This window comes from Methanosarcina sp. A14 (genome assembly GCF_001729375.1).
In the GTDB taxonomy this organism is placed as follows: Archaea; Halobacteriota; Methanosarcinia; order Methanosarcinales; family Methanosarcinaceae; genus Methanosarcina; species Methanosarcina barkeri.
Map to the genome: position 1 here is coordinate 1 of NZ_LZPK01000388.1, position 19,871 is coordinate 19,871.

15 protein-coding genes are annotated in these 19,871 nt (G+C 40.4%); 6 read left to right on the plus strand and 9 right to left on the minus strand.

The genetic code is table 11. From position 1 onward, the window contains the following. Window positions 1-81 precede the first annotated feature (81 nt). From A9239_RS17735 to A9239_RS17750, 4 genes are all read right to left on the minus strand, one after another. On the minus strand, window positions 82-1,299 hold the full coding sequence (locus A9239_RS17735; protein ID WP_048116565.1) for a homocitrate synthase family protein: 1,218 nt from the start codon (window positions 1,297-1,299) through the stop codon (window positions 82-84). 844 nt (window positions 1,300-2,143) lie between these two features. Next, complete coding sequence (locus tag A9239_RS17740) at window positions 2,144-2,971, minus strand: NAD(+)/NADH kinase (protein ID WP_048116562.1); 828 nt, start codon at window positions 2,969-2,971, stop codon at window positions 2,144-2,146. A gap of 1 nt (window position 2,972) precedes the next feature. Continuing rightward, on the minus strand, window positions 2,973-3,779 hold the full coding sequence (locus A9239_RS17745; protein WP_048116559.1) for a bifunctional fructose-bisphosphatase/inositol-phosphate phosphatase: 807 nt from the start codon (window positions 3,777-3,779) through the stop codon (window positions 2,973-2,975). A gap of 231 nt (window positions 3,780-4,010) precedes the next feature. Then, window positions 4,011-5,027 carry a type II glyceraldehyde-3-phosphate dehydrogenase gene (locus tag A9239_RS17750; RefSeq protein WP_048116556.1) on the minus strand — a complete coding sequence of 339 codons (1,017 nt, stop codon included), beginning with the start codon at window positions 5,025-5,027 and terminating at the stop codon, window positions 4,011-4,013. Between the two features lie 406 nt (window positions 5,028-5,433). On the opposite strand from A9239_RS17750, the gene A9239_RS20750 reads away from it, so the two are divergent. Continuing rightward, window positions 5,434-5,559 carry a hypothetical protein gene (locus A9239_RS20750; protein ID WP_255361979.1) on the plus strand — a complete coding sequence of 42 codons (126 nt, stop codon included), beginning with the start codon at window positions 5,434-5,436 and terminating at the stop codon, window positions 5,557-5,559. A gap of 56 nt (window positions 5,560-5,615) precedes the next feature. Here A9239_RS20750 and A9239_RS17755 read toward each other — a convergent pair whose 3' ends face one another. Both A9239_RS17755 and A9239_RS17760 read right to left on the minus strand, forming a co-directional pair. Continuing rightward, complete coding sequence (locus A9239_RS17755) at window positions 5,616-5,804, minus strand: CooT family nickel-binding protein (protein ID WP_048116554.1); 189 nt, start codon at window positions 5,802-5,804, stop codon at window positions 5,616-5,618. A 232-nt stretch (window positions 5,805-6,036) separates the two neighbouring features. Next, complete coding sequence (locus tag A9239_RS17760) at window positions 6,037-6,918, minus strand: DUF89 domain-containing protein (protein ID WP_048116551.1); 882 nt, start codon at window positions 6,916-6,918, stop codon at window positions 6,037-6,039. A 375-nt stretch (window positions 6,919-7,293) separates the two neighbouring features. On the opposite strand from A9239_RS17760, the gene A9239_RS19815 reads away from it, so the two are divergent. Continuing rightward, window positions 7,294-7,455 (plus strand): hypothetical protein, encoded by a 162-nt coding sequence (locus tag A9239_RS19815; RefSeq protein ID WP_176722184.1) that lies wholly within the window; start codon window positions 7,294-7,296, stop codon window positions 7,453-7,455. Window positions 7,456-7,608: 153 nt separating this feature from the next. On the opposite strand, the gene A9239_RS17765 is transcribed toward A9239_RS19815, so the two are convergent. The 3 genes from A9239_RS17765 to A9239_RS17775 all read right to left on the minus strand — a co-directional run bounded on the left by A9239_RS17765 (window position 7,609) and on the right by A9239_RS17775 (window position 14,389). After that, window positions 7,609-8,004: a DUF3147 family protein gene (locus A9239_RS17765; RefSeq protein ID WP_048116548.1), complete on the minus strand. Its 396-nt coding sequence runs from the start codon at window positions 8,002-8,004 to the stop codon at window positions 7,609-7,611. A gap of 622 nt (window positions 8,005-8,626) precedes the next feature. Beyond that, the gene (locus tag A9239_RS17770; RefSeq protein WP_052712874.1) at window positions 8,627-10,657 is read right to left on the minus strand and encodes an MEDS domain-containing protein; all 2,031 of its coding nucleotides are present in this window, start codon (window positions 10,655-10,657) and stop codon (window positions 8,627-8,629) included. A 609-nt stretch (window positions 10,658-11,266) separates the two neighbouring features. Next, on the minus strand, window positions 11,267-14,389 hold the full coding sequence (locus A9239_RS17775; RefSeq protein ID WP_230629071.1) for a chemotaxis protein CheB: 3,123 nt from the start codon (window positions 14,387-14,389) through the stop codon (window positions 11,267-11,269). 675 nt (window positions 14,390-15,064) lie between these two features. Between A9239_RS17775 and A9239_RS17780 the strand changes: the two genes are divergently transcribed. From A9239_RS17780 to A9239_RS17795, 4 genes are all read left to right on the plus strand, one after another. After that, a complete protein-coding gene (locus A9239_RS17780) occupies window positions 15,065-15,247 on the plus strand; it encodes a hypothetical protein (protein WP_048116546.1) in 183 nt (60 codons plus the stop codon). Window positions 15,248-15,355: 108 nt separating this feature from the next. Next, window positions 15,356-16,894: an SIR2 family protein gene (locus A9239_RS17785; RefSeq protein WP_048155831.1), complete on the plus strand. Its 1,539-nt coding sequence runs from the start codon at window positions 15,356-15,358 to the stop codon at window positions 16,892-16,894. A 186-nt stretch (window positions 16,895-17,080) separates the two neighbouring features. Next, window positions 17,081-18,040 (plus strand): SIR2 family protein, encoded by a 960-nt coding sequence (locus A9239_RS17790; protein ID WP_052712875.1) that lies wholly within the window; start codon window positions 17,081-17,083, stop codon window positions 18,038-18,040. Beyond that, a complete protein-coding gene (locus tag A9239_RS17795; protein WP_048157073.1) occupies window positions 18,030-19,733 on the plus strand; it encodes a hypothetical protein in 1,704 nt (567 codons plus the stop codon). Before A9239_RS17790 ends, A9239_RS17795 begins: the two co-directional genes overlap by 11 nt. Window positions 19,734-19,871: the final 138 nt, after the last annotated feature.

The window sequence follows — 19,871 nt, forward strand, 5'->3', positions numbered from 1 at the left end:
TTAACCGAAAATCAAAAAATAAATGAAACAAGTTTTAAATGAGGAAAAAAGCAAATGAATCTATGTGAAAGTTCAGAGTTTTCAAATAGAAAACTTCTCCTCTCCCTTTTCTGTTGTTTTACTTTCCTGCCTGACCTGAGTAATCAGCCTTTCGAGCTGATCCCGTGAGATGCTTTTATGTTTTTCTTCGGTGCAGACCTTGACTTTATCGATCAGGGCGCAGAGTTCCTCCCGCTCAAGGCAGAAGCCTATGCTGTTAATAATGCCTTTTAAGGCTTTTGTGCCGGTATGCTTTCCTACGACAAGATTGCGCTTCCCACCAACCATTTCCGGGAGGAAGAGTTCATAAGTACGCGGTTCTTCCAGGATTGCTGCAACATGGATTCCGGATTCATGAGTAAAGGCGTTTTGCCCAACAACCGCTTTATTTACCGGGGGCGTGATACCTGAATATTCCGAAACCATTCTGGAAAGCGAAGTTAGCTTCGTGGTGTCATAGCGGTCAATACCGTACTGAACCCTTAGGGCTACCATTACTTCTTCAAGGGAAGCATTTCCTGCACGTTCTCCGATCGCATTAACTGTGGTATGGAGCTGTTTTGCCCCGGCCTCAGCAGCTGCAAGGGTATTTGCGGTGGCCATTCCTAGGTCGTCATGGCAGTGGATACAGATTGAGGTATTAACTTCCTTGAAAATTTCACTAACAAGATAGTGTGTCGTTGTAGGGTTAAGGATACCGATCGTATCTGCAAGGCTTAAGTACTGCACCTTATATTCATTTTCGACTTCCTTGAAAGCCTTTTTCAGGCGGTCAATCGGGGTCCGGCTAGCATCTTCGGCTGCAAAACGTACTTTTAACCCGTGATCGGTCGCATATTCAATGGTTTCCTTGGCACAGCCAAGCATCTCCTCCAGGCTTCGATGATACTTGTATTTGAGGTGCATGTCCGACATTGCAATAAAAATACTCACAATATCGACATCACATTCAAGTGCAGCGTCCACGTCCCCTTTTACTGCTCTTGAGAGGCAGCAGATCCTTGAATTAAAGCCCTGATTTGCAATTTCCTTAACGGTTTCCTTTTCATTTGCGGAAACTACCGGAAATCCGGCTTCTATAACCTCGACACCCATAGAATCAAGTTCACTGGCCATTGCCAGCTTCTGTTCCTTTGTGAACACAACGCCTGGAGTCTGTTCCCCATCGCGCAGGGTCACGTCACAGATTTCGATATCTAGGGGGCGATATTCGATAAAATCCATAAGTTCGTTTCTGGAATACTGCTCGCTCTCTGACATTACTACTACTTCCTGTGATTTTTAATTACTGTGATGAATTTTTAATTATTTTTAATGATATATAGATGATTCATCTGAAAAATAACTCAAAGGCTGAATAAGGAGGTACGAGGGTTCAAACGCCCCTAAAAGTCAGAAAATCCTGTATCTCGTAAAAATTAAGCATAGCTTTACCTGCATATGTATAAATGTTTTCCTTGGAGGAATAGAATTTCCGGCAACGGCTTCTCGAAAAACTGGGTAAAAATAAGCTCAAGTTTGACAAATTAGATTATATCTGTAGATTTTCAGTTAAAGATTCATGAGAAGATTAAAAGATCTCCAGGACAGAGAAAAAAACTGAAATTAATAAGAAAGCATAATTATTGAGTAAAACCATTTTTCTGGTTTAAACCTCTATTCCACAGTATTTTTTTGAAAATCAATATTTTTTTCGATAGCGTTTTTTGAAACCCCTCAAATAACAAAGCCAAATTGAAATTTTGCTGAAAATTGGATACAATCTTTTTTTGGTCTCTGAACATACCATCTAGCCATTTTTAACTCCTGTACAGAAAGCTAATAAATTGACGTTAAGATTAAAATCGATAGCGGAAAAACAATGACTATCCGGAAAAATACTGCGGAAAGTAAGTTTAGAAAGTGGGTTCAAAAAGTGAGTTTAAAGATACTTCTCTAGTTATATGCAAAGACTTTTTCTCAATACTTAATGAAGCATCTTTAAAATTAAGAAGTTAAGGGGTCTCTCAGAGTAACAAGTAAAAGTTTACTCAGAGTAACAAGTAAAGACTTGCTCTAAGGTGAACGTAAAAGCTTATTCTCAGATAAAAATCAAAGCTTGCTCTCAGGTAAGTTTTCTCTGGACCCTTTCATAAAAGCAGGTATCTGAAATCCTTACAAAGCGCGCAGGAAATCTGGATTTCTTAAGTTTAACAACATCAGCAGGCTTGATCCTGTATGATTTTTGTCCGTCAATCGCAATAACAGCCTCTTTTTTTGGAGCCGACAGCCTTATAGTAATCTCGCTGTCTGACGGGATAACCCAGGGCCTTGAGGAGAGTTTAAAAGGAGCGACAGGAACAACCACGATAGCATTTACCCTTGGACTTATGATAGGACCGCCTGCGCTCATCGCATAAGCAGTAGAGCCTGTAGGGGTCGCAAAAACCACACCATCCGCACGCATCGAGTCCAGAAGGCAATCTCCAACATAAACCTCAAACTGAATGATCTTCGCAGGCTTTGCAGACATTATTGCAATCTCGTTCGTTGCAGTCTCAAGCATTTCCCCGTTAAGGAAAACATCGACTCGCATTCTGTCGCTGTAAGAAAAACCGTAAAGCACCTCTTCTATAGTTTCAAGGGCGTCTTCGGGCTCAACATCTACAAGAAAGCCAAGCGTACCCATATTGATTCCAAGTATGGGAAGAGGGTCTTTCATCTTAGCAATATTCCGGAGGACTGTGCCATCCCCTCCTACGCTAATAATGAGTTCCACTCCTTCATCTCTCATTTTTTCAACCGGAGTACCTTCTATTCCTAGTACCTCAGCCGTGGGAGTGGCGACAAAAATTTGAACCTTTGAACTGAAATGAGCAAGAATTTCTCTTACCTTTTCAATTATTTCAGGCCTGTCGCAGCGCGCAGATATTCCTATTTTTTTTATCGCCAACTTATCCTCCAAAGAGTAATTCTAAAAGCTTTTCGTGTACATGTCCGTTGGACGCAACCATTTCCACTCTTGAAGTAACATTATCAGGAAGTCTTAAAGAATTTCCGTATCCGTCCGTAACAAGCCCGCCTGCTTCGGCCAGAATCAACTGCCCTGCTGCCACGTCAGTCACGCGCAAAGCATTTCGGACGTCAACAAAAGCATCAAGCCTGCCTGAGGCTACATAACACAGCTCAAGGGCTACACTTCCGAATAACCTCACCCTTCTGACGCTACTGCATATCTTTCGGGTCCTTTCTATATTTTGCCGGTAGCCGTAAACACTGACGCACAATTTATTCAGCTCCGAGTTAACGGAAGCTTTTATTCTTTTTCCGTTAAGGTAAGCCCCTTTTCCAGCTTCTGCATAGTATTCCTCGCGTAATGCAAGGTTACTCACATACCCGAACCTGAGGTCTGAAAGGTCGTGAGAAGAAACGGCTAGAGAAACACTGTAAAATGGAATTCCTACTGAGGAATTATATGTCCCATCAAGCGGATCTAGAACAACAGAAAACTCAGGTGAATCCCCTAAAACACGTTCGCCAAGCTCTTCGCTGATAATTCTCATTGACCTGCCGTCTTCTTTAAGGACTTCGACGATAGCATCCTCTGCTGCGAGGTCTATTTTGGTAGTCGGAGTACCGTCGGCTCCCATACAAACAAAACTGCCTGCAGCATCAGTACCTGCAAGATCACAGATAGAATCTGATGCGGCTTTAAAAGCCTCTCGAGATAATTTCAAAAATCCTGAATTTGTTGAATTCATGTCTTAGCCATTTTTCCCAATTAAAAGTTCCAAATTCTATTTCCTTCATTCAAAAGATAAGGATTTCGAATTTTCGATCTTTGAGGTAGTAAGGAATACAATGCAAAATATATAATTTATGTATGAAATTTCTGGGTCCCAGAAATATAGTTCCAGATATTCAGGTTGAATATCCGGAAACAATCAAAGCCGGAGTCGATATAAACTTAGATTCCGGCACCTTTATTTGTATTACTCTTTAGACAGGCCAATAGCCTTATTTGTCTTTTCAATTGACTTTGCACCGTCGCTTTCAAGTTCCATCATGGCCCTTATAGCGTCCACATTTTCCGGAACTACAATCGATTCTTGATGGACAGCCTGGAAGAAATAAAGCTCCTTATCCCCTACGGTTATTGATTCAGGCCATATGCAGTTCTCCCACATATCGTTTCTGGGGCGCTTCATATCCCTGGCAAATTCCATAATTTCCGCTGTAGACGACATGCCCTGTCCCACGAAACGGATTCTTGGCTGGGAACCAAAGATGTTTTTAACATCATCTACAGTGCAATCCTTCTCGACTTCCATATTCACGGTGTGTACGTGCATCAGGGTTGTCGGGATCTTCAGGGCTGCACTTGTAATATTAATCTGTGGAAGCACACTTTTTACATCAGGCCCGTGGTGGGACGGAAGCTTAATAGGATCAGGTACGATTGCATTAATTGGCCCTTTCTTTACATCATTAGGATCGGTTGCTCTCCTTGCAAGAATTACCCTGGCCTTTTTTACCCCCAGTTCTTTATCTATCGGGTAAATAGCCCTGCAAAGTGCTGTTGTGTTGCATGAGACAACCCTTACAAGGTCACGGCCCACAGCCTTCTCGTAATTGCAAATCGCATTAAATGAAAAACCTGTAAGTGAATGCTTTTCGCCGCCCTGCCAGATTGCCTTTACCCCGGCCTTTTCATACATAGGCTTATTTTTTTCACCGATTCCCCCGGGCGTACAGTCTACAACCAGGTCAGCCTTTTCGACCATTTCTTCAACTGTCCCAGCTGCGGGCATTCCTGCCTTCTCAAAAGCTTCAAGATTTGCAGCTGGGGCATATATGTCATATCCTAGCTGGTGAGCCACTGCAGCTTCATAGTTCGGCTTTGTTTTGGAAATTCCAACAACTTCCATATCGTCCTGAGCCCTAACGGCATCTGCAACTCTTTTTCCAATAGTTCCGTAACCATTTACTGCGATTTTTGCTTTAACCATTTTATCCAATCCTTTATAATCCAATTCTACCCAACTTGATATATAGCCTAAATCACTAAAAATTTAAATTTAACCGAATATCGTAATTTCGGACAAAAGATTACATATTACATAAGTCTAGAATGCAGGCATAAATTTAAGGTTTATCCAGAAGTACAACTTTTTCTACAATCTTGACCTGTTCATTGCAAACTGCCCGACACATAATCCAAGATATCGCTTTAGCAGATCTTTTTCGAGTATCTCAACTTAAGTCTGAACCTGGTATCTTGGAACACATGGAGTTATTATAGATAAAGTCAGATAAATGCTTTTCCCGAGATATCTTATTAATTAAAGAAACTAGAAGACAGATTCCGAAATTCGGAAGCTTACAGATCCTTTTTCGATAGGTTATGCCTGAAAATTGAACAGGAAAGAAAAGAAAGAGACAAAGACAGGAAAACTGAGTAGGAAGGAAAAGAAAGAGATAAAGATAGGAAAAAGGAGATGGACCGGAAAAAAGAAGATAAAGACAGGAAAAAGGAGATAAAGATAGGAAAGAATGTCAGCTCTGAAAGAAGAAGTAAAACGAAAAAAATAAAAAGTTTAATTTGCAAGGATAAGGGCTTCTCCCCGTGAGAAGTTAATTTCCCTAATTGAGCCTTCAACAGTCATTTGATCTCCTAGAATTCCAGTAAGCTGGATTGATTTACCTTCAACCAGAATCCTTGCTACGGAATCCATAACTCTCTCACGCTCATCTCCACGAAGCAAGAACACATTGAGTTCACACATTTTTATATTTCTCCTTATAATTCATTTTATATTTTTCAATTTTGTTGGTCTAAATTCAGTATAATAATATTTTCTATGCCGTGGTATTAGCACTTTACTACATGCGCTAACTACATGCGCTACTGCATGCATTAAATTGTTTTTATGCCATCCATAGCTATAGCTATTAGTGAGCCTGATAGATAAGAAGCTTCCGAAAACTTCTCAGAGGAAAACTCAGGGACAGTAAAACTCAGGGATAGTTCATCAGTTTTGCAATGGACAAGTCCTTTTCAAGTCCCAGGTCTTCAGCAACACACTCACATTTAGTAAGAAGCATGTACGCAATTGCCCCAAAATTATGCTCGGATAGGGTTTCGTAATTGGCCATGCCCTTGCTAATAATAAGAGTCGCATCTTTCATTGCCTGAAGAAGTTCGGCCGGAGCCTCCTCAATCAGGACACCTACGGCATTTGAACCGGTTGTCAGGACTCTATCGACTTTTTTATCAATATCGAATTCTCTTACCTCTTCTAATGTCACGTCTGTCAGAATGGGTCCACCCCGAACTACGAGTGTGATCTTTCCACCGAGTTTTTTGATGATATCAAAAACGAGCGTATCAAAGAGAATTTCTCCGCAATTGTCGGCAATGTAAACAACGTCCTGCATGAGCCCGAGCATTTTGGGAGTGTCATCCACACCAAGTCCTTGTTCAAAGTATTTCTGAAAAGCAGCCTCAAATTTGTCTTCACTGGCATCAAACCCCATAATTCCGAAATCAAAGTAATTCGCAATCACAGATGCCAGTACTGCACGCCTGAAAAGTTCCCCATTATCAGGAGAATTTTTGTAAATATTTTCTTTCGCTACAGGCAGGACTTTCAGCGCAGCCTGGTCGATAAGTTTCTTTGTTACCGCATAAGGGTCATTGTCTTCCAGAACCTCGTAGCATTTTCTGTGAACTTTAGTGGCTACGGAAGCAGATACCACGTCTGGGCTGTAGTTTTTGGTCACAACTTTAAGGCATTCCTTAATGGTCTTGCTTATTAGGTCTTCATCGTCAGTAGAAAGTTTAGACTGAAAATGTACTCTTGAAAGCAGGCAATAGGTACAGCGTGGGTTCATCTTCATAGAAACATTTCCTGTTTTTGATCCGAAAATAGGTTTTGCCAGATTGCTATAGGTATTTGCGGCAAATATGATAAGAATTTACTCTTCTGATAGAGTGGATGTTTAAAAATATAACTGAAACTGAAGCATAGAAAAGTCTAGAAGAATGACTAAAAAGAAAATATAGTAAGGATGCCCTTTCCCACTTTTATAATCTGGTCTGGATTTGAGCGGATATTCCTACCCTGGATTATCTATTGTTCCTGCGTTCAAAGATCCTGCTTTTCAGAGAATTCAGGGCTATTTTATAGACTAATTTTCAGAATCATTGTTTCAAAAGCAGTTTGAACCTAAATTACATACTTTCCATATCAAGGATATTGAGGTGACACGAAAATGAACTGCGGAGACTTAAAAATGGGTCAGGTTCTTCGTTGCGAAGCATGTGGTTTTGAACTTCAGGTAGTAAAGGAGTGCGGAGATGTATCCTGCTCTACCGACGCATGCTGTACCGGCAATGTAACATGCTGTGGAGAACCAATGAAATTAAAACAATAAGTCAAGTAAATAAAATAACAAACACATGAGTGAAAATTCCAAAATATTTGAATGAATATAAATCCCGGAAAAGTCCAGGAAAGTCCGTAGAAGGGTGGTAAAGATGAGCCCGGAAGAATTTCTTTGTTAAGGGCTTTTCTGGAATTTCAAAGCTCAATAGTGTGTTTTTTGCTGCCTTTTTTCTTTCATTTTTCCCAGGAAACTCTGGATCAACCTGGTTGATAAGCATGAGCTGACAAACCAGATTAAAAGAGCAATAATAATTGAAAAGCTCCACCTGTTAAGGTACTCCATACAGAGAGCAGCAGTGAGCACACATATAGTGCAACCTATCATCCCTGCACTAGCTCCAAGGGCAATGTCAGAAGCTTGCTCAGAGCTTCCGAAATGTCCTGCCATTATCACGGCAGCTACCATAACAGCTGGAAAAGCTGCAAAAACTCCAGCAAAAGATTTTGAAGGTATTATCTGCAGCATGATATAACAGGCAGCAACAGCAATTCCCCCGAAGACGAACCTGAGAGCAAGGTCTTTGAAATCTAATTTCATGATATAACTCCTTATTGCAACTTTTCTAAAAGAACTATTAAAATATATTAAATATTCCTGATCAATACTATTTTTATTCCTCTTATACAAGGAAACCGTTATAAATTCATTACTGGTCATATTGTTTGGTTTGAGACCCGATTTGATAGAACTCTATATTAATATCAGAGAGCATACAATCTAGCAAGACGTCACTGGTATGGAGGAGGAAATCAGAGGAAATCCTTGTCGGGTACATGCGGGAGATAATAATTGGTGATGACTATTTTTATTAAAAACTAAAACCATTAACCTACAGATATGACTATTTCCTTTTAAAAACTAAAACCAGCAACCTACATACATGACTATTTCCTTTTAAAAACTAAAACCAGTAACCTACATACACGACTATCTTTATTAAAAACTAAAATTAGTGACCTACATACACGACTATCTTTATTAAAAACTAAAATTAGTAACCTACATACGCGGCTATCTTTATTAAAAACTAATACCAGTAACCTACACACATGACTATTTCTTATTAAAAATTAAAACCAGCAACCTGCACACACGACTATCTTTATTAAAAATTAAAACCAGCAACCTGCACACAATTCTTTTTTTACATTTTACTTTTTTACATCACTCTAAATTTTATAGTAAATTCTGTCCCATTGTCTTTTTTTAGTTCAAGTTTGCCTTCTAACTGGTCTATGAGAGTGTTTACCAGTTGCATGCCAAGGCTAACAGGATTCTCCAGATCAAACTCTCCGGGTATACCTATTCCATTGTCTGAGACTATCAGGATGAAACTGGTACCTTGAGATTCCTCTTTTTTGCTTCCTGCTATATTGTCTTTATATCCACCTGATTTCCCTTTACAAAGTTTAATTTGAATCTGCCCGTTATCTCTGTCGACAAATGCATGTTTAAGAGAATTTGAAACGAGTTCGTTGACGATTAGCCCTAATGGAACTACAGTATCCATATCAAAAAAAATATTTTCTTCCAGATCCATGTTCAATCTGATATCGGCATTTCTAGATCTGTACGTCTGGAAAATGTTCTCAACAAGCCTTTCTAGATATTTAGAAGAGTTCAGTACCTCGCTTTCCCCGCCTTCGTGCAGCTCTTCGTGAATGAGAGCCATAGAAACTACTCGATTCTGGCTTTCCCTGAAAGCTTCAACAACTTTCGTATCATTGAACTTATCAGCCTGAAGATCGAGAAGAGAAGAAATTACCTGAAGGTTATTCTTAATCCTGTGGTGGATTTCCTTTTTACGGACAGTTTCTATACTCTTAAGGAAATGTTCTGTCTTTTTTCTTTCAGTAATGTCTTTTAATACTCCGATAGCCTCACAAGGCTGGCCATCATAACCCTTAAGCCAGACTCCGTTATTTTCTATATAAATACAACTTTCATCTTTTTTTCTCAACCTTAATTCTTCCTTAAATCTACCTCCGGTCTTTCTAGCACTCTGAAATTTTTCATCCCCACTACTCGTATCTGTCAGATGGATATTTTTAAGCCACACTTCCTTGCCAAACCTCTGGAACTCTTCAAGGCTATAACCTGTAACTTCTTCTATAGCACCTGCCCAACCGCTCTTGTCTGTTCTTAAATCATATTCATAAACCACCTGCCCTGTCTGCTCTGTAGCGATTCTGTATCTTTCTTCACTTTTCCGGAGTTTTTCTTCAACTCTTTTACTTCTAGTTATATCTCTGGAGATAACTGAAATAGAAATCAGATTTTTAGAGGCGTCAAAAATCGGAGAAAAGGTTACTGAAACGTTTATTACTCTACCATCTTCTCTTAACCGTAAAGTCTCATAATTGTGGATTTTATCTCCCTGTTTAAACAGTTCAATTAACTCTTCTGTTTCCTCAACTAAGATGGACGGTTCAAGGATGGATATGGGTTTCCCAATAATTTTTTTAGTTGAATAGCCATAAGTTTGCTCTGCACCTTTGTTCCAGCTGGTAATAGTGCCATCAAGCGATATAGTTAAAATAGCATCATTTGATAACTCCACAATATCTGCTAAACTCCGGATTCTTTCTTCTTCCTTCTCACGCCTGGAATTTTTTATCTGTTCCAATGTTCCTTCCCTTTTGATTAACACAAACTGGTGATTGATAGCCGCCTCGATGATTTTCGTTGCATCAAACCTATCGAGAGAATAGGTGCAGAGAGCTATCATCTGATAATTGCTTATGGCACTGTCCAGTTTTATCTCATAGTTAACAAAATCACTCCAATCCTTATTCTCCAGCCACAAAGCAGTTCCACTTAACCTCAATCCATCGTATCCATTTGCCAGAGCCTGATTGAGTTTTTCAACCAAGTTGTTTAAGATCCTCTTCGAATCAAAAACGCCCTCTTCTGCATAAAACCGACTGTCGGGAATAATTTGTATTTGTCCTTTTTTCAAGTAACTATCAATATCAGGAACAGTCATTCTCAGAGATTCTTTTGCATATTCTACTTCTAAGGGTCCCGATGTGATCCACATGCTAAACTCATTATTTTCCAGTCCTGTCTTGAAGTAAGGAACCAGCGTATCCATAAAATCTTCTTTTGTTTGATAGAATTGACAAATATGTGTACCCCAGGGCACATCTCCAATAATATCAATGCCAGATTTCCTCAGGCTTTTTTTCACTCCAAATTTCCTCCAAACTGAGAATGTAAAGGCAAATATTTCTTATCTCAATCTACGTGCCCCAATCCTCTTATTTTTCACAATTTTGGCTATAGTATTTTGAACCCGAAGTTAATTACTGAAAAATGTAAGCGCAAGAATAGATTTAATTCTCATAAACATATGTTCTGTTAGTTTTTTCAGATTTAATCAAGACTGACCCCAACAATTGTGTTTTTCACATATAAATTTTATAATGAAAATTAATACGTATATATTGAGCAAGGTGAGTCTGGTTTATACTTATAAAATAACTTAATTCATTAGTCTACTCTAATTACTCTAATATAATACTTTCTTCGATGACAGGAACTCAAGATTTTCTGATATCGAGTATTTTTATCAAGAGATCTTCCTTGAGCCTATACAAAAGTCATCATCTCAAGCTGTCTCAAAACTACCTATCTCAAAACTACAATTGACTCTAATTGGGATAGTATATTCAACTTCGAGGTGAATATATTCCTGAATTTCAGAATAATTTACGACCTAAATTCAAAATCAAAAATGACAATTATCCAATTGTAGAAATAAGTCGAGTTTTAAGACGGCCTGATCCGGAAAGTCTTTTTATTTTTTATTTTTCGTCTCATTACCTTCTAATTTGATTTCTCGCTCCGTGGTTGCAATAGCATACACTTCACCGGTTTCATTTACCAGTGAAGTGGCGGTCAGCCAGATATCAACTATCCTGCCATCTTTGGTAATTCTTTGGGTACGGTAAGGTTCAAGAACCTCAGCCCAGCTAAGCTTTTTCACTATAGACAACTCTTCCGTTTTCCGATCCTCCGGGATCATGCTGCTAACATTCATTGAGAGTGCTTCGGCTTCGCTCCAACCATAAATACTCTCTGCCTTTGGATTCCAAGCCAGGATATTGCCTTTCATATCCTGCAGCGTTATAGCATCGCTTGCATCGTGCACTACTGCAACCAGACGACGCATGGTTTCAGACTCCTTAATCCTCACCCGTTTCATCTCGGTAATATCCGTAAAAGTAATTACCGCTCCTTCAATGGTGTTTTCAAGAGTGCGATAAGGCCGGATGCCCAGTAAATACCAGGTATTTTCCCTAGTCTTGACTTCAATATCTTTGGGTATCAGGCTGTCCAGCACTTCCTTTATGTCCTCTACCAGGCGGTTGTAGCCCAGAAGGTTTGAGACAATATGTCCAACCGGCCTTCCAATATCTGATGGGATCAGGTTTATCAAACGTGTAGCCGGAGGAGTGAAGCGTATGATACGTAGTTGATGGTCCACAAAGATAGTGCCTATGCCTGTTCCAGCCAGCAGGTTATTCATGTCGTTATTGGCTTGAGACAGGTCAGCTACCCTGTTTTGCAGTTCGATATTGACCGTGCCCAATTCCTCATTTACTGATTGCAGTTCCTCTCTTGAGGTCTCCAGTTCCTCATTTGTGGACTGCAGTTCCTCGTTGACTGACTGCATCTCTTCGTTTGCAGATTTAAGTTCTTCATTGGAAGTCGCCAGTTCCTCATTGGAAGCTTTGAGGCTTTCTTCCTTGGCCTGTAACTCCTTTTTCAGCTTTAAGATTCGCACATCCACATCCGTTTTACAGGCATTTTCTCCAGCATTTATGTGGATGGACTTTTCGGTGTCGATCTGCTCTGACTCTGGAATTTCCTCAAAAGTTACCAGGAACAAGTTTAACCAGGTGGTTGTATCATGGTTTCGCTCTACAGGCCGTACTGCCAGATTAATTGTGGTGAAATCGCCGTTGGTTTTAACTCTCACTCTGGGATGAAACACTGGCGCTTTATTTATGACGGCTCTGTGCAGGGCCGTAGTCAATTCTGATCTTAATCCCTCTCTAGCCATACTCAATACGTTCATACCAACTTCACCCGAAGCTGGTTCAAGGTACATGCCAGTACGACCATAGATATACAGGATATTACCGTGTTCGTCAATCAGAACACTTACAGGGGCGTAATATTGCAGCATTGCTTGCTCGATCAGCTCGCGCAGCTTAGGTCTGATTTCTACAGGAACGTTGCCTGAAGGCTTTCTGGCTTCGCTTTTCGTTGATGGTGGGATAAAAGTCCCTATGGAAAGGAAATAATCACTGCTAGGACCTCCTTTTTTTATATACAGTTTTGACCTGCGATCCAGCGTGTCAAAAAGATTTGTGAACTCGCCCACATTTTCGGAGGGACCAAGAAAGAGAAATCCACCAGGGTTCAAAGCGTAGTGGAAGAGGGGAATTAGCTTCTTCTGCAGTTCTTTGTCCATATAGATCAGCAAGTTGCGACAACTGATGAGGTCAAGCTTAGAGAATGGAGGGTCCTTAATGATATCCTGCTCGGAAAAAATAACCATTTCACGAATATTGTGCTGAATATGGTAGTAGCCGTCTGAGTCTAGAGTAAAGAAGCGCTTAAGCCTTTCAGAGGACATATCGACGGCAATATTGGCTGGATAGAGGCCGCTACGGGCCTTTTCAATAGCCTTACTGTCAATATCAGTGGCGAAAATCTGCACCTTAAAATTTTGGTTCAAGTTATCCATTTGTTCCTGGAGTAAAATGGCTATGGAATATGCCTCTTCACCTGTGGAACATCCGGGCACCCAGACGCGTATTGATGACTCCGGGTACTTGCCAGCAAAGAGACACGGAATAACCTGTTCCTGGAGTGCTTCATAAGCTTCAGGATTACGGAGGAAACTGGTGACACCGATTAAAAGGTCATGAAAGAGAACTTCCACTTCAGCAGGCTTTTGCTCTAAATAACGCACATACTCATTTACATTCTCAATATTTAGGACAGCCATGCGCCGTTCAACGCGCCGATTGATGGTACCGTACTTGTAGTGAGAAAAGTCATGACCGGTCTTGATGTGAAGAAAATTGAATATATTTTTCATCAGACCTTCAAATTTTGAGGTTACCTGGTGTGTTTTTCCGAAGACGTAGGGAATATAGGCAATGAGCTGGGCAGGCATCTCTTCAGGCTTCAGGACATAATCCACCTGACCTGTGGCAATAGCACTAAGAGGCATATTGTTGTATTCACTGGACTCGGGAGTCTGTGCCATTACCATTCCTCCCTCAGCCTTAATAGCCTGCACCCCCTTTGTGCCGTCACTACCTGTACCTGAGAGTACAATACCAATAGCTTTCTCTTTCTTGTCCTGGGCCAGAGAGCTGAAAAATATATCAATAGGTAGGCGACGACCGTGCGGCTGGGATGGCTCCATCAACTGGAGCACGCCATCCCGAAGAACCATGTCGCGGTTAGGAGGGATGATGTAAACACAGTTAGGCTCAATATTTACCCAATTTGTAGCTTCGTATACAGGCATCCGGGTAAAGTTTCTGATTAGGTCGGAAAGAATGCTTTTATAATTCGGATCCAGGTGCTGTACCAGGACAAAAGCCGCTCCTGGGTCTTTGTTTGAAGGCATGGCTGAAAAGAAGGCTTCGAATGCAGCTAGCCCACCAGCCGATGCCCCGATGCCTACAATTGGAAATTCCTTTTTTGGAGACTCATCCAAAGATACATCCAGACCAGAATTTTCTCCAGTTGAGATTTTTTCTATAGCTTGCAGCTTTTCTTTTTTTGACCTTTCTATTTCCCCTTTACCTGTAGGCTCCTTTTCCTTATCCGTGTTATCACATCCCTCTTCAATCACAGGGTATTTTTCCTTACCAGAATATCCTAAGGTACGCATATTCTTTTAAAACGTTGTTCAGAAATATACTTGATCATCATCGGACATTATTAGCAACTACTAAATTGTGAAATATACATAAACCCAATAGAGACTCAGTTCCAAAATCTAATGATAAAAGTAAGTGTAACATCACTACATAGATTTATAATTTTATAATTATGTAATAATGTTACGGCACAACAATGGTAACTATAAATCTGACTCTTAATAACTTTTTGGAGCTCCCTTCTCTCTTATATCGTGTCTTAAAATTAAATTTGACTATACAATTGGGGTAAGATTCATGCATTTGAACCGGAAAACGGTAGCATTTAATGTTTACTGTACTTTATTTTATACTTCGAATGCATAAGTTCTATGGGAGAAAATAACGCCTTATGGTCAATGTGTATCTGAATTTCAGAGAATTTACGATCTGAATTTGAAATTAACGTTGCTCATTGTCTAACTGGGAAAATGGTTTGAATTTTAAGACAGCCTCTAAGTATTCCATTAAATATTAAAAGGAGAAAATATAGTGATAAAGTAAGAGGAACGTTTGGTCAGGTGGGATGACAAATAGGGGAAATTACATAAAAAGATAAAACTTCTAAAAATTGTAATATAGAATTTATAATTATAGTCCAAGGTTGTTACTAACAGCAAAAGTCGAAAACATTGAGCTGGCTTGCCATGTGCCTTCTTTTGCCATTTCCCAGAGCATTGCTCGGGCTTATTTTTTATATTGCAATCCGAGGCTGGTTCTTTCCCCGGGCAACGATTCAGCAAACAAGCTTTTTTGGCTTTGTAGCTATTTCTGCCTGGTGGGCCTGTTCTCTCAGTACAGGCTGTGATCGAACTTCAGGATGTAGCTGAGACAGATTACAAAAGTAGGTTAATGGCGGGAGTCAAAACCGCAGGTGAGTGAGGAAGATAAACACAAGAAAAATTGAAAATGAAATTTAACTTGATGGGGGGTTAATAATGTCAAATAAGCTGAATGAGAAGGATTGGGACCTCCTTCTTCGGAGAATCAAGGATGGGAAGTGTACTCCCTTTCTTGGAGCTGGTGCCTGTTCTCAAAAGATTCCTGTTGGTTCCCAGATTGCAAGTGAATGGGCAAAAGATTACGACTACCCAATGAAAGATTCTGATGACTTGACACGTGTGGCTCAGTTTGTGGCTGTAATCACAGACGTCATGACTCCAAAGGAAATGGTCTGTAAAAAAATCAAAGAAAAGTTAAAAGAAGTTGCACCAAGTTACTTCGATAATCCTGATGAACTTCATAGAGTGCTGGCCGATCTTCCACTGCCAGTTTATATTACCACAAATTACGATGACTTTATGGTGCAAGCTCTTAAAAATCGTGGCAAAACACCAATCCAAGAATATTGTCGGTGGAATAAAAACCTCAGGAAATCCAAACAGACGTCATCAGACTATGTTCCTACTCCAGAGAAACCTTTAGTATTTCACCTCCACGGCTGCTATAAAAAACCAGAGTCACTGGTTCTAACAGAGGACGACTATCTGGACTTCTTTGCTGCCAATTCAATGGAAAAAAGCCTGCTTCCACCGAGTATTCAGGAGGCACTTACAGGCACATCTCTTCTTTTTCTAGGCTACAGTATAACTGATTGGGATTTCCGTGTTCTTTTTCGGATTCTTGGTGAATACTTAGAAATAAGTAGTCGTAGAACGCACCTATCCGTGCAGCTCGTGCCAGGGGATGTTTCTGAGGCCCAAATAGAAAAAGCTCAGGAATATCTGGATCACTATTTTGGGAAGCTTGATATCCACGTATACTGGCAAGATTGCTGTGAATTTGCCAAAGAATTGAGAACACGATGGGAGGATTTCAATAGTGGTATCATAAGAAAAGATACCGAGAATAGGCGACCGTTTCCAATTAAAGAAAAAACCGATAAGGTTTCGATACTCTTCTTAGCAGCCGATCCCACTGATGCATCTCGCCTGCGGCTTGGTGAAGAATTTCGAGAGATTCAAGAGAAAATGAAATTGGCCAGGCTTCGGGATCAATTTACATTGGAATTGCCACAGTTGGCGGTTCGCCCATCAGATATATCCCAGGCTTTGCTTGATACACATCCGCAAATCGTCCATTTTTCTGGTCATGGCACACCTACCGGTGCTTTATGCTTTGAGAATCGAGTAGGGGGAACCCACCCTATCACACCTGATGCGTTGGCTGCGTTATTTAAACAATTTAGTGGTCAGGTGAATTGTGTAATATTGAACGCTTGTTACTCAGAGATTCAGGCAAAAGCCATCGCTAAACACATCAAATATGTCATTGGTATGAACCAAGAAATCGGTGATAAAGCTGCTATCGACTTCGCTATTGGCTTTTACCAGGCATTAGGAGGAGGGCTTAGCATTGAAGGTGCATATGAACTTGGGCGTGTACAAATCCAAATGAATATTCCAGAGCATCTAACGCCGACTTTAATAAAAGAAGGTTCAGTCGTAAATGTCGCCGCCCAACAAAATGAGGATTGAGACGATGTGGTTATTGTGCTTGATTTTATACATCGAGTGTGTAAGTCCTTAAGATAAAGTGCTATTCTTAAGGGCAGTGTATACCTGAATTTCGGGAAAATTTACGATCTGAGTTTGAAATTAACATTGCTTATTATCCAAATGGAGAAATGGTTTGAACTTTAAACTTTGTGGGGGATTTTAGTAATGTCAAATAAGCTGGAAGATGAGGATTGGGACCTCCTTCTTCGAAGAATCAAGGATGGAAAGTGTACTCCTTTTCTTGGAGCCGGAGTTTGTGCTGGAAAGATTCCTGTTTATTCTCAGATTGCAAGTAAATGGGCAAAAGATTACGACTACCCAATGAAAGATTCTGATGACTTAATACAGGTGGCTCAGTTTGTGGCGGTGACCGCAGACACTATGACTCCAAAGGAAGAAATATGTAAAAAAATAAGAGAAAAGTTAAAAGAAGTCGCACCAAGTTACTTCGATAATCCTTATGAACTTCATAGAGTGCTGGCCGATCTTCCACTGCCAGTTTATATCACCACAAATTACGATGACCTTATGGAGCAAGCTCTTAAAAGCCGTGACAAAACACCAATCCAGGAAATATGTCGGTGGAATAAATACGCCATGCAATTCAAACGAACATCATCAGATTATGTTCCTACTCGGGAAAAACCTTTGGTATTTCACCTCTATGGTACCTATGAAATAAAAGGGTCGCTGGTTCTAACAGAGTATGACTATCTGGATTTCCTTGCTGCCATATCAAGGACTGCCACATTAAGTAAGCAAAACATTCTTCCACTGCGTATTCAGGAAGCATTTACAGACACATCTCTTCTTTTTCTAGGCTACAGGATAGCTGATTGGGATTTTCATGTTCTATTCCGGATTCTTGCTGACTATTTAAAAGAAAGAGATAGAATGCACATATCCGTGCAGCTCGTGCCAGGGAATGTTTCTGAGGATCGAAAAGAAAAAGCTCAGAAATATCTGATAAAATATTTTTCGGATCTTAATATCCACGTATACTGGCAAGATTGCTGCGAATTTGTCAAAGAATTGAGAAAACGATGGACAGAGAAAGAAAGGGCAGAGAAAGAACAAGCAGAGAAAGAATGGGCAGAGAAGGAGGCTTTTAATCATGGTACCTGAATTCCAGGCTTATGTGGGCCCTCGACCTTTTGAAGAGAAAGATGAAGGTATTTTTTTCGGAAGAGCCCGTGAAGTTCGAGATCTTCTGTCCACAGTCATCGCACATCGTTTGGTTCTCGTCTATGCCCAGTCGGGTGCAGGTAAGACTTCCATTATCAATGCCGGACTTATTCCTCTTCTGAAGGGAAAACAGATTGAAGTTTTCCCGGTGGCGCGAGTCAAAGGCACAATTTTGGAAAATACAAAAACTGACGAGATTTCGAACATATATGTCTTTAATACACTCACAAGCTGGGTTGAAGACGAGTATAATGTTAAGCGCTTGGCTAAAATGAAACTTGTTGATTTTTTGAATGCACGAGAGCATAAGATGGATGACTATGGTATGCCATTACGCCGTGCCGTTATCTTCGATCAGTTTGAGGAAATCTTCTCTTTGTATCAGGACCGCTGGAAAGATAGAGAGGGCTTCTTTGAGCAAGTAAACACTGCTCTGGAAGCAGATCCCCTTTTAAGGGTGGTTTTTGTCATTCGGGAAGATTTTATAGCTCAGCTAGATCCTTATGAAGATCCTCTTCCCGAAAGGATGTGGACGCGTTTTCACATGGAGCGGCTGCACCGTGAGGATGCGCTGCTTGCGATCAAAGAACCGGTGAAAAAAGCTGATCGCTTTTTTGCAGAAGGTGTGGCAGAAAAACTTGTCGACGATTTGCTGAAGATTCGAGTTGAGACAATGCCAGGCAAGACCGCTGAAGTACCAGGCGAGTTCATAGAAGCTGTACAACTTCAGATAGTATGCCAGAAACTCTGGAAGGAATTACCTCCAGATGAAAAGCAAATTACATTTCAGCACCTGAAAACCTATGGCAATGTAGAAGAGGTACTTTCCAGGTTTTACGAAGAGGCTATAAGGACAGCGACAGAGAAAGCCGGCATTGATGAGGAGGGCCTGCGCAGATTATGCGATAAAAAGCTGATCACGGAGACAGGGACACGAGGAATGGTGTACCGGGCTCCAGAGTCAACCTGTGGTGTTCCCAATGCATCCATTGACGTGCTTGAAAGCATGCACCTCATTAGAGCAGAATGGCGGGCAGGTGCGCGCTGGTATGAACTCGCACACGACAGTTTTATCAAACCGATACAAGATTCTAATAAGGTTTTTAATGATGAACTGACAGAGAAAAAAAGGGTAGAGGAAAAGAGGGCAGAGAAAGAAAAGCTAGAGAAAGAATGGGCTGAAAAAGAAAGGGCAGAGAAAGAACGACTAGAGAAAGAGTGGGCAGAGAAAGAACGACTAGAGAAAGAAAGGAGAAGAAGCCGCATTATTAAAGTACTTGCAGTTTTTTCAATTGCCATTTTAATTCTAGCCGGATTTGCAGTATATCTGTGGATTAACGCTGAAGAAAAGAATAAAGAAGCTCGCGTTTCATACTTAAATTTACAATCTAATACTCTTCGGGGAGATCCCAAGAATTTAGATATAAGTGTTCTTCTCGCTATTGAATCATTTCAAATTAGTAGGAAGTTGAATGATGATTTCTTGACGCGCCTGTCAATTTTGGGGTTTACTAATAGGCTGGATGCTGAGCAGTTAATGTTGGAAGCTGAGCAGTTAATACGTCAGGAATTATTATTCATACCGCATCGTGGTGTGGTTCTGAGCCATGATGGTCCGGTATATAACGTTTAGGAGTTACGCAGTTGGCTCCTAGCATATTGTTTTTTCCAAACTTTCAAATATTTGAATTAATTTAACGTGTATTGGGGATTCCTTAAGTATTCTGTCACTGCCACTCTTCTAATTTTCATAGCACTTTCAAACCAGGAT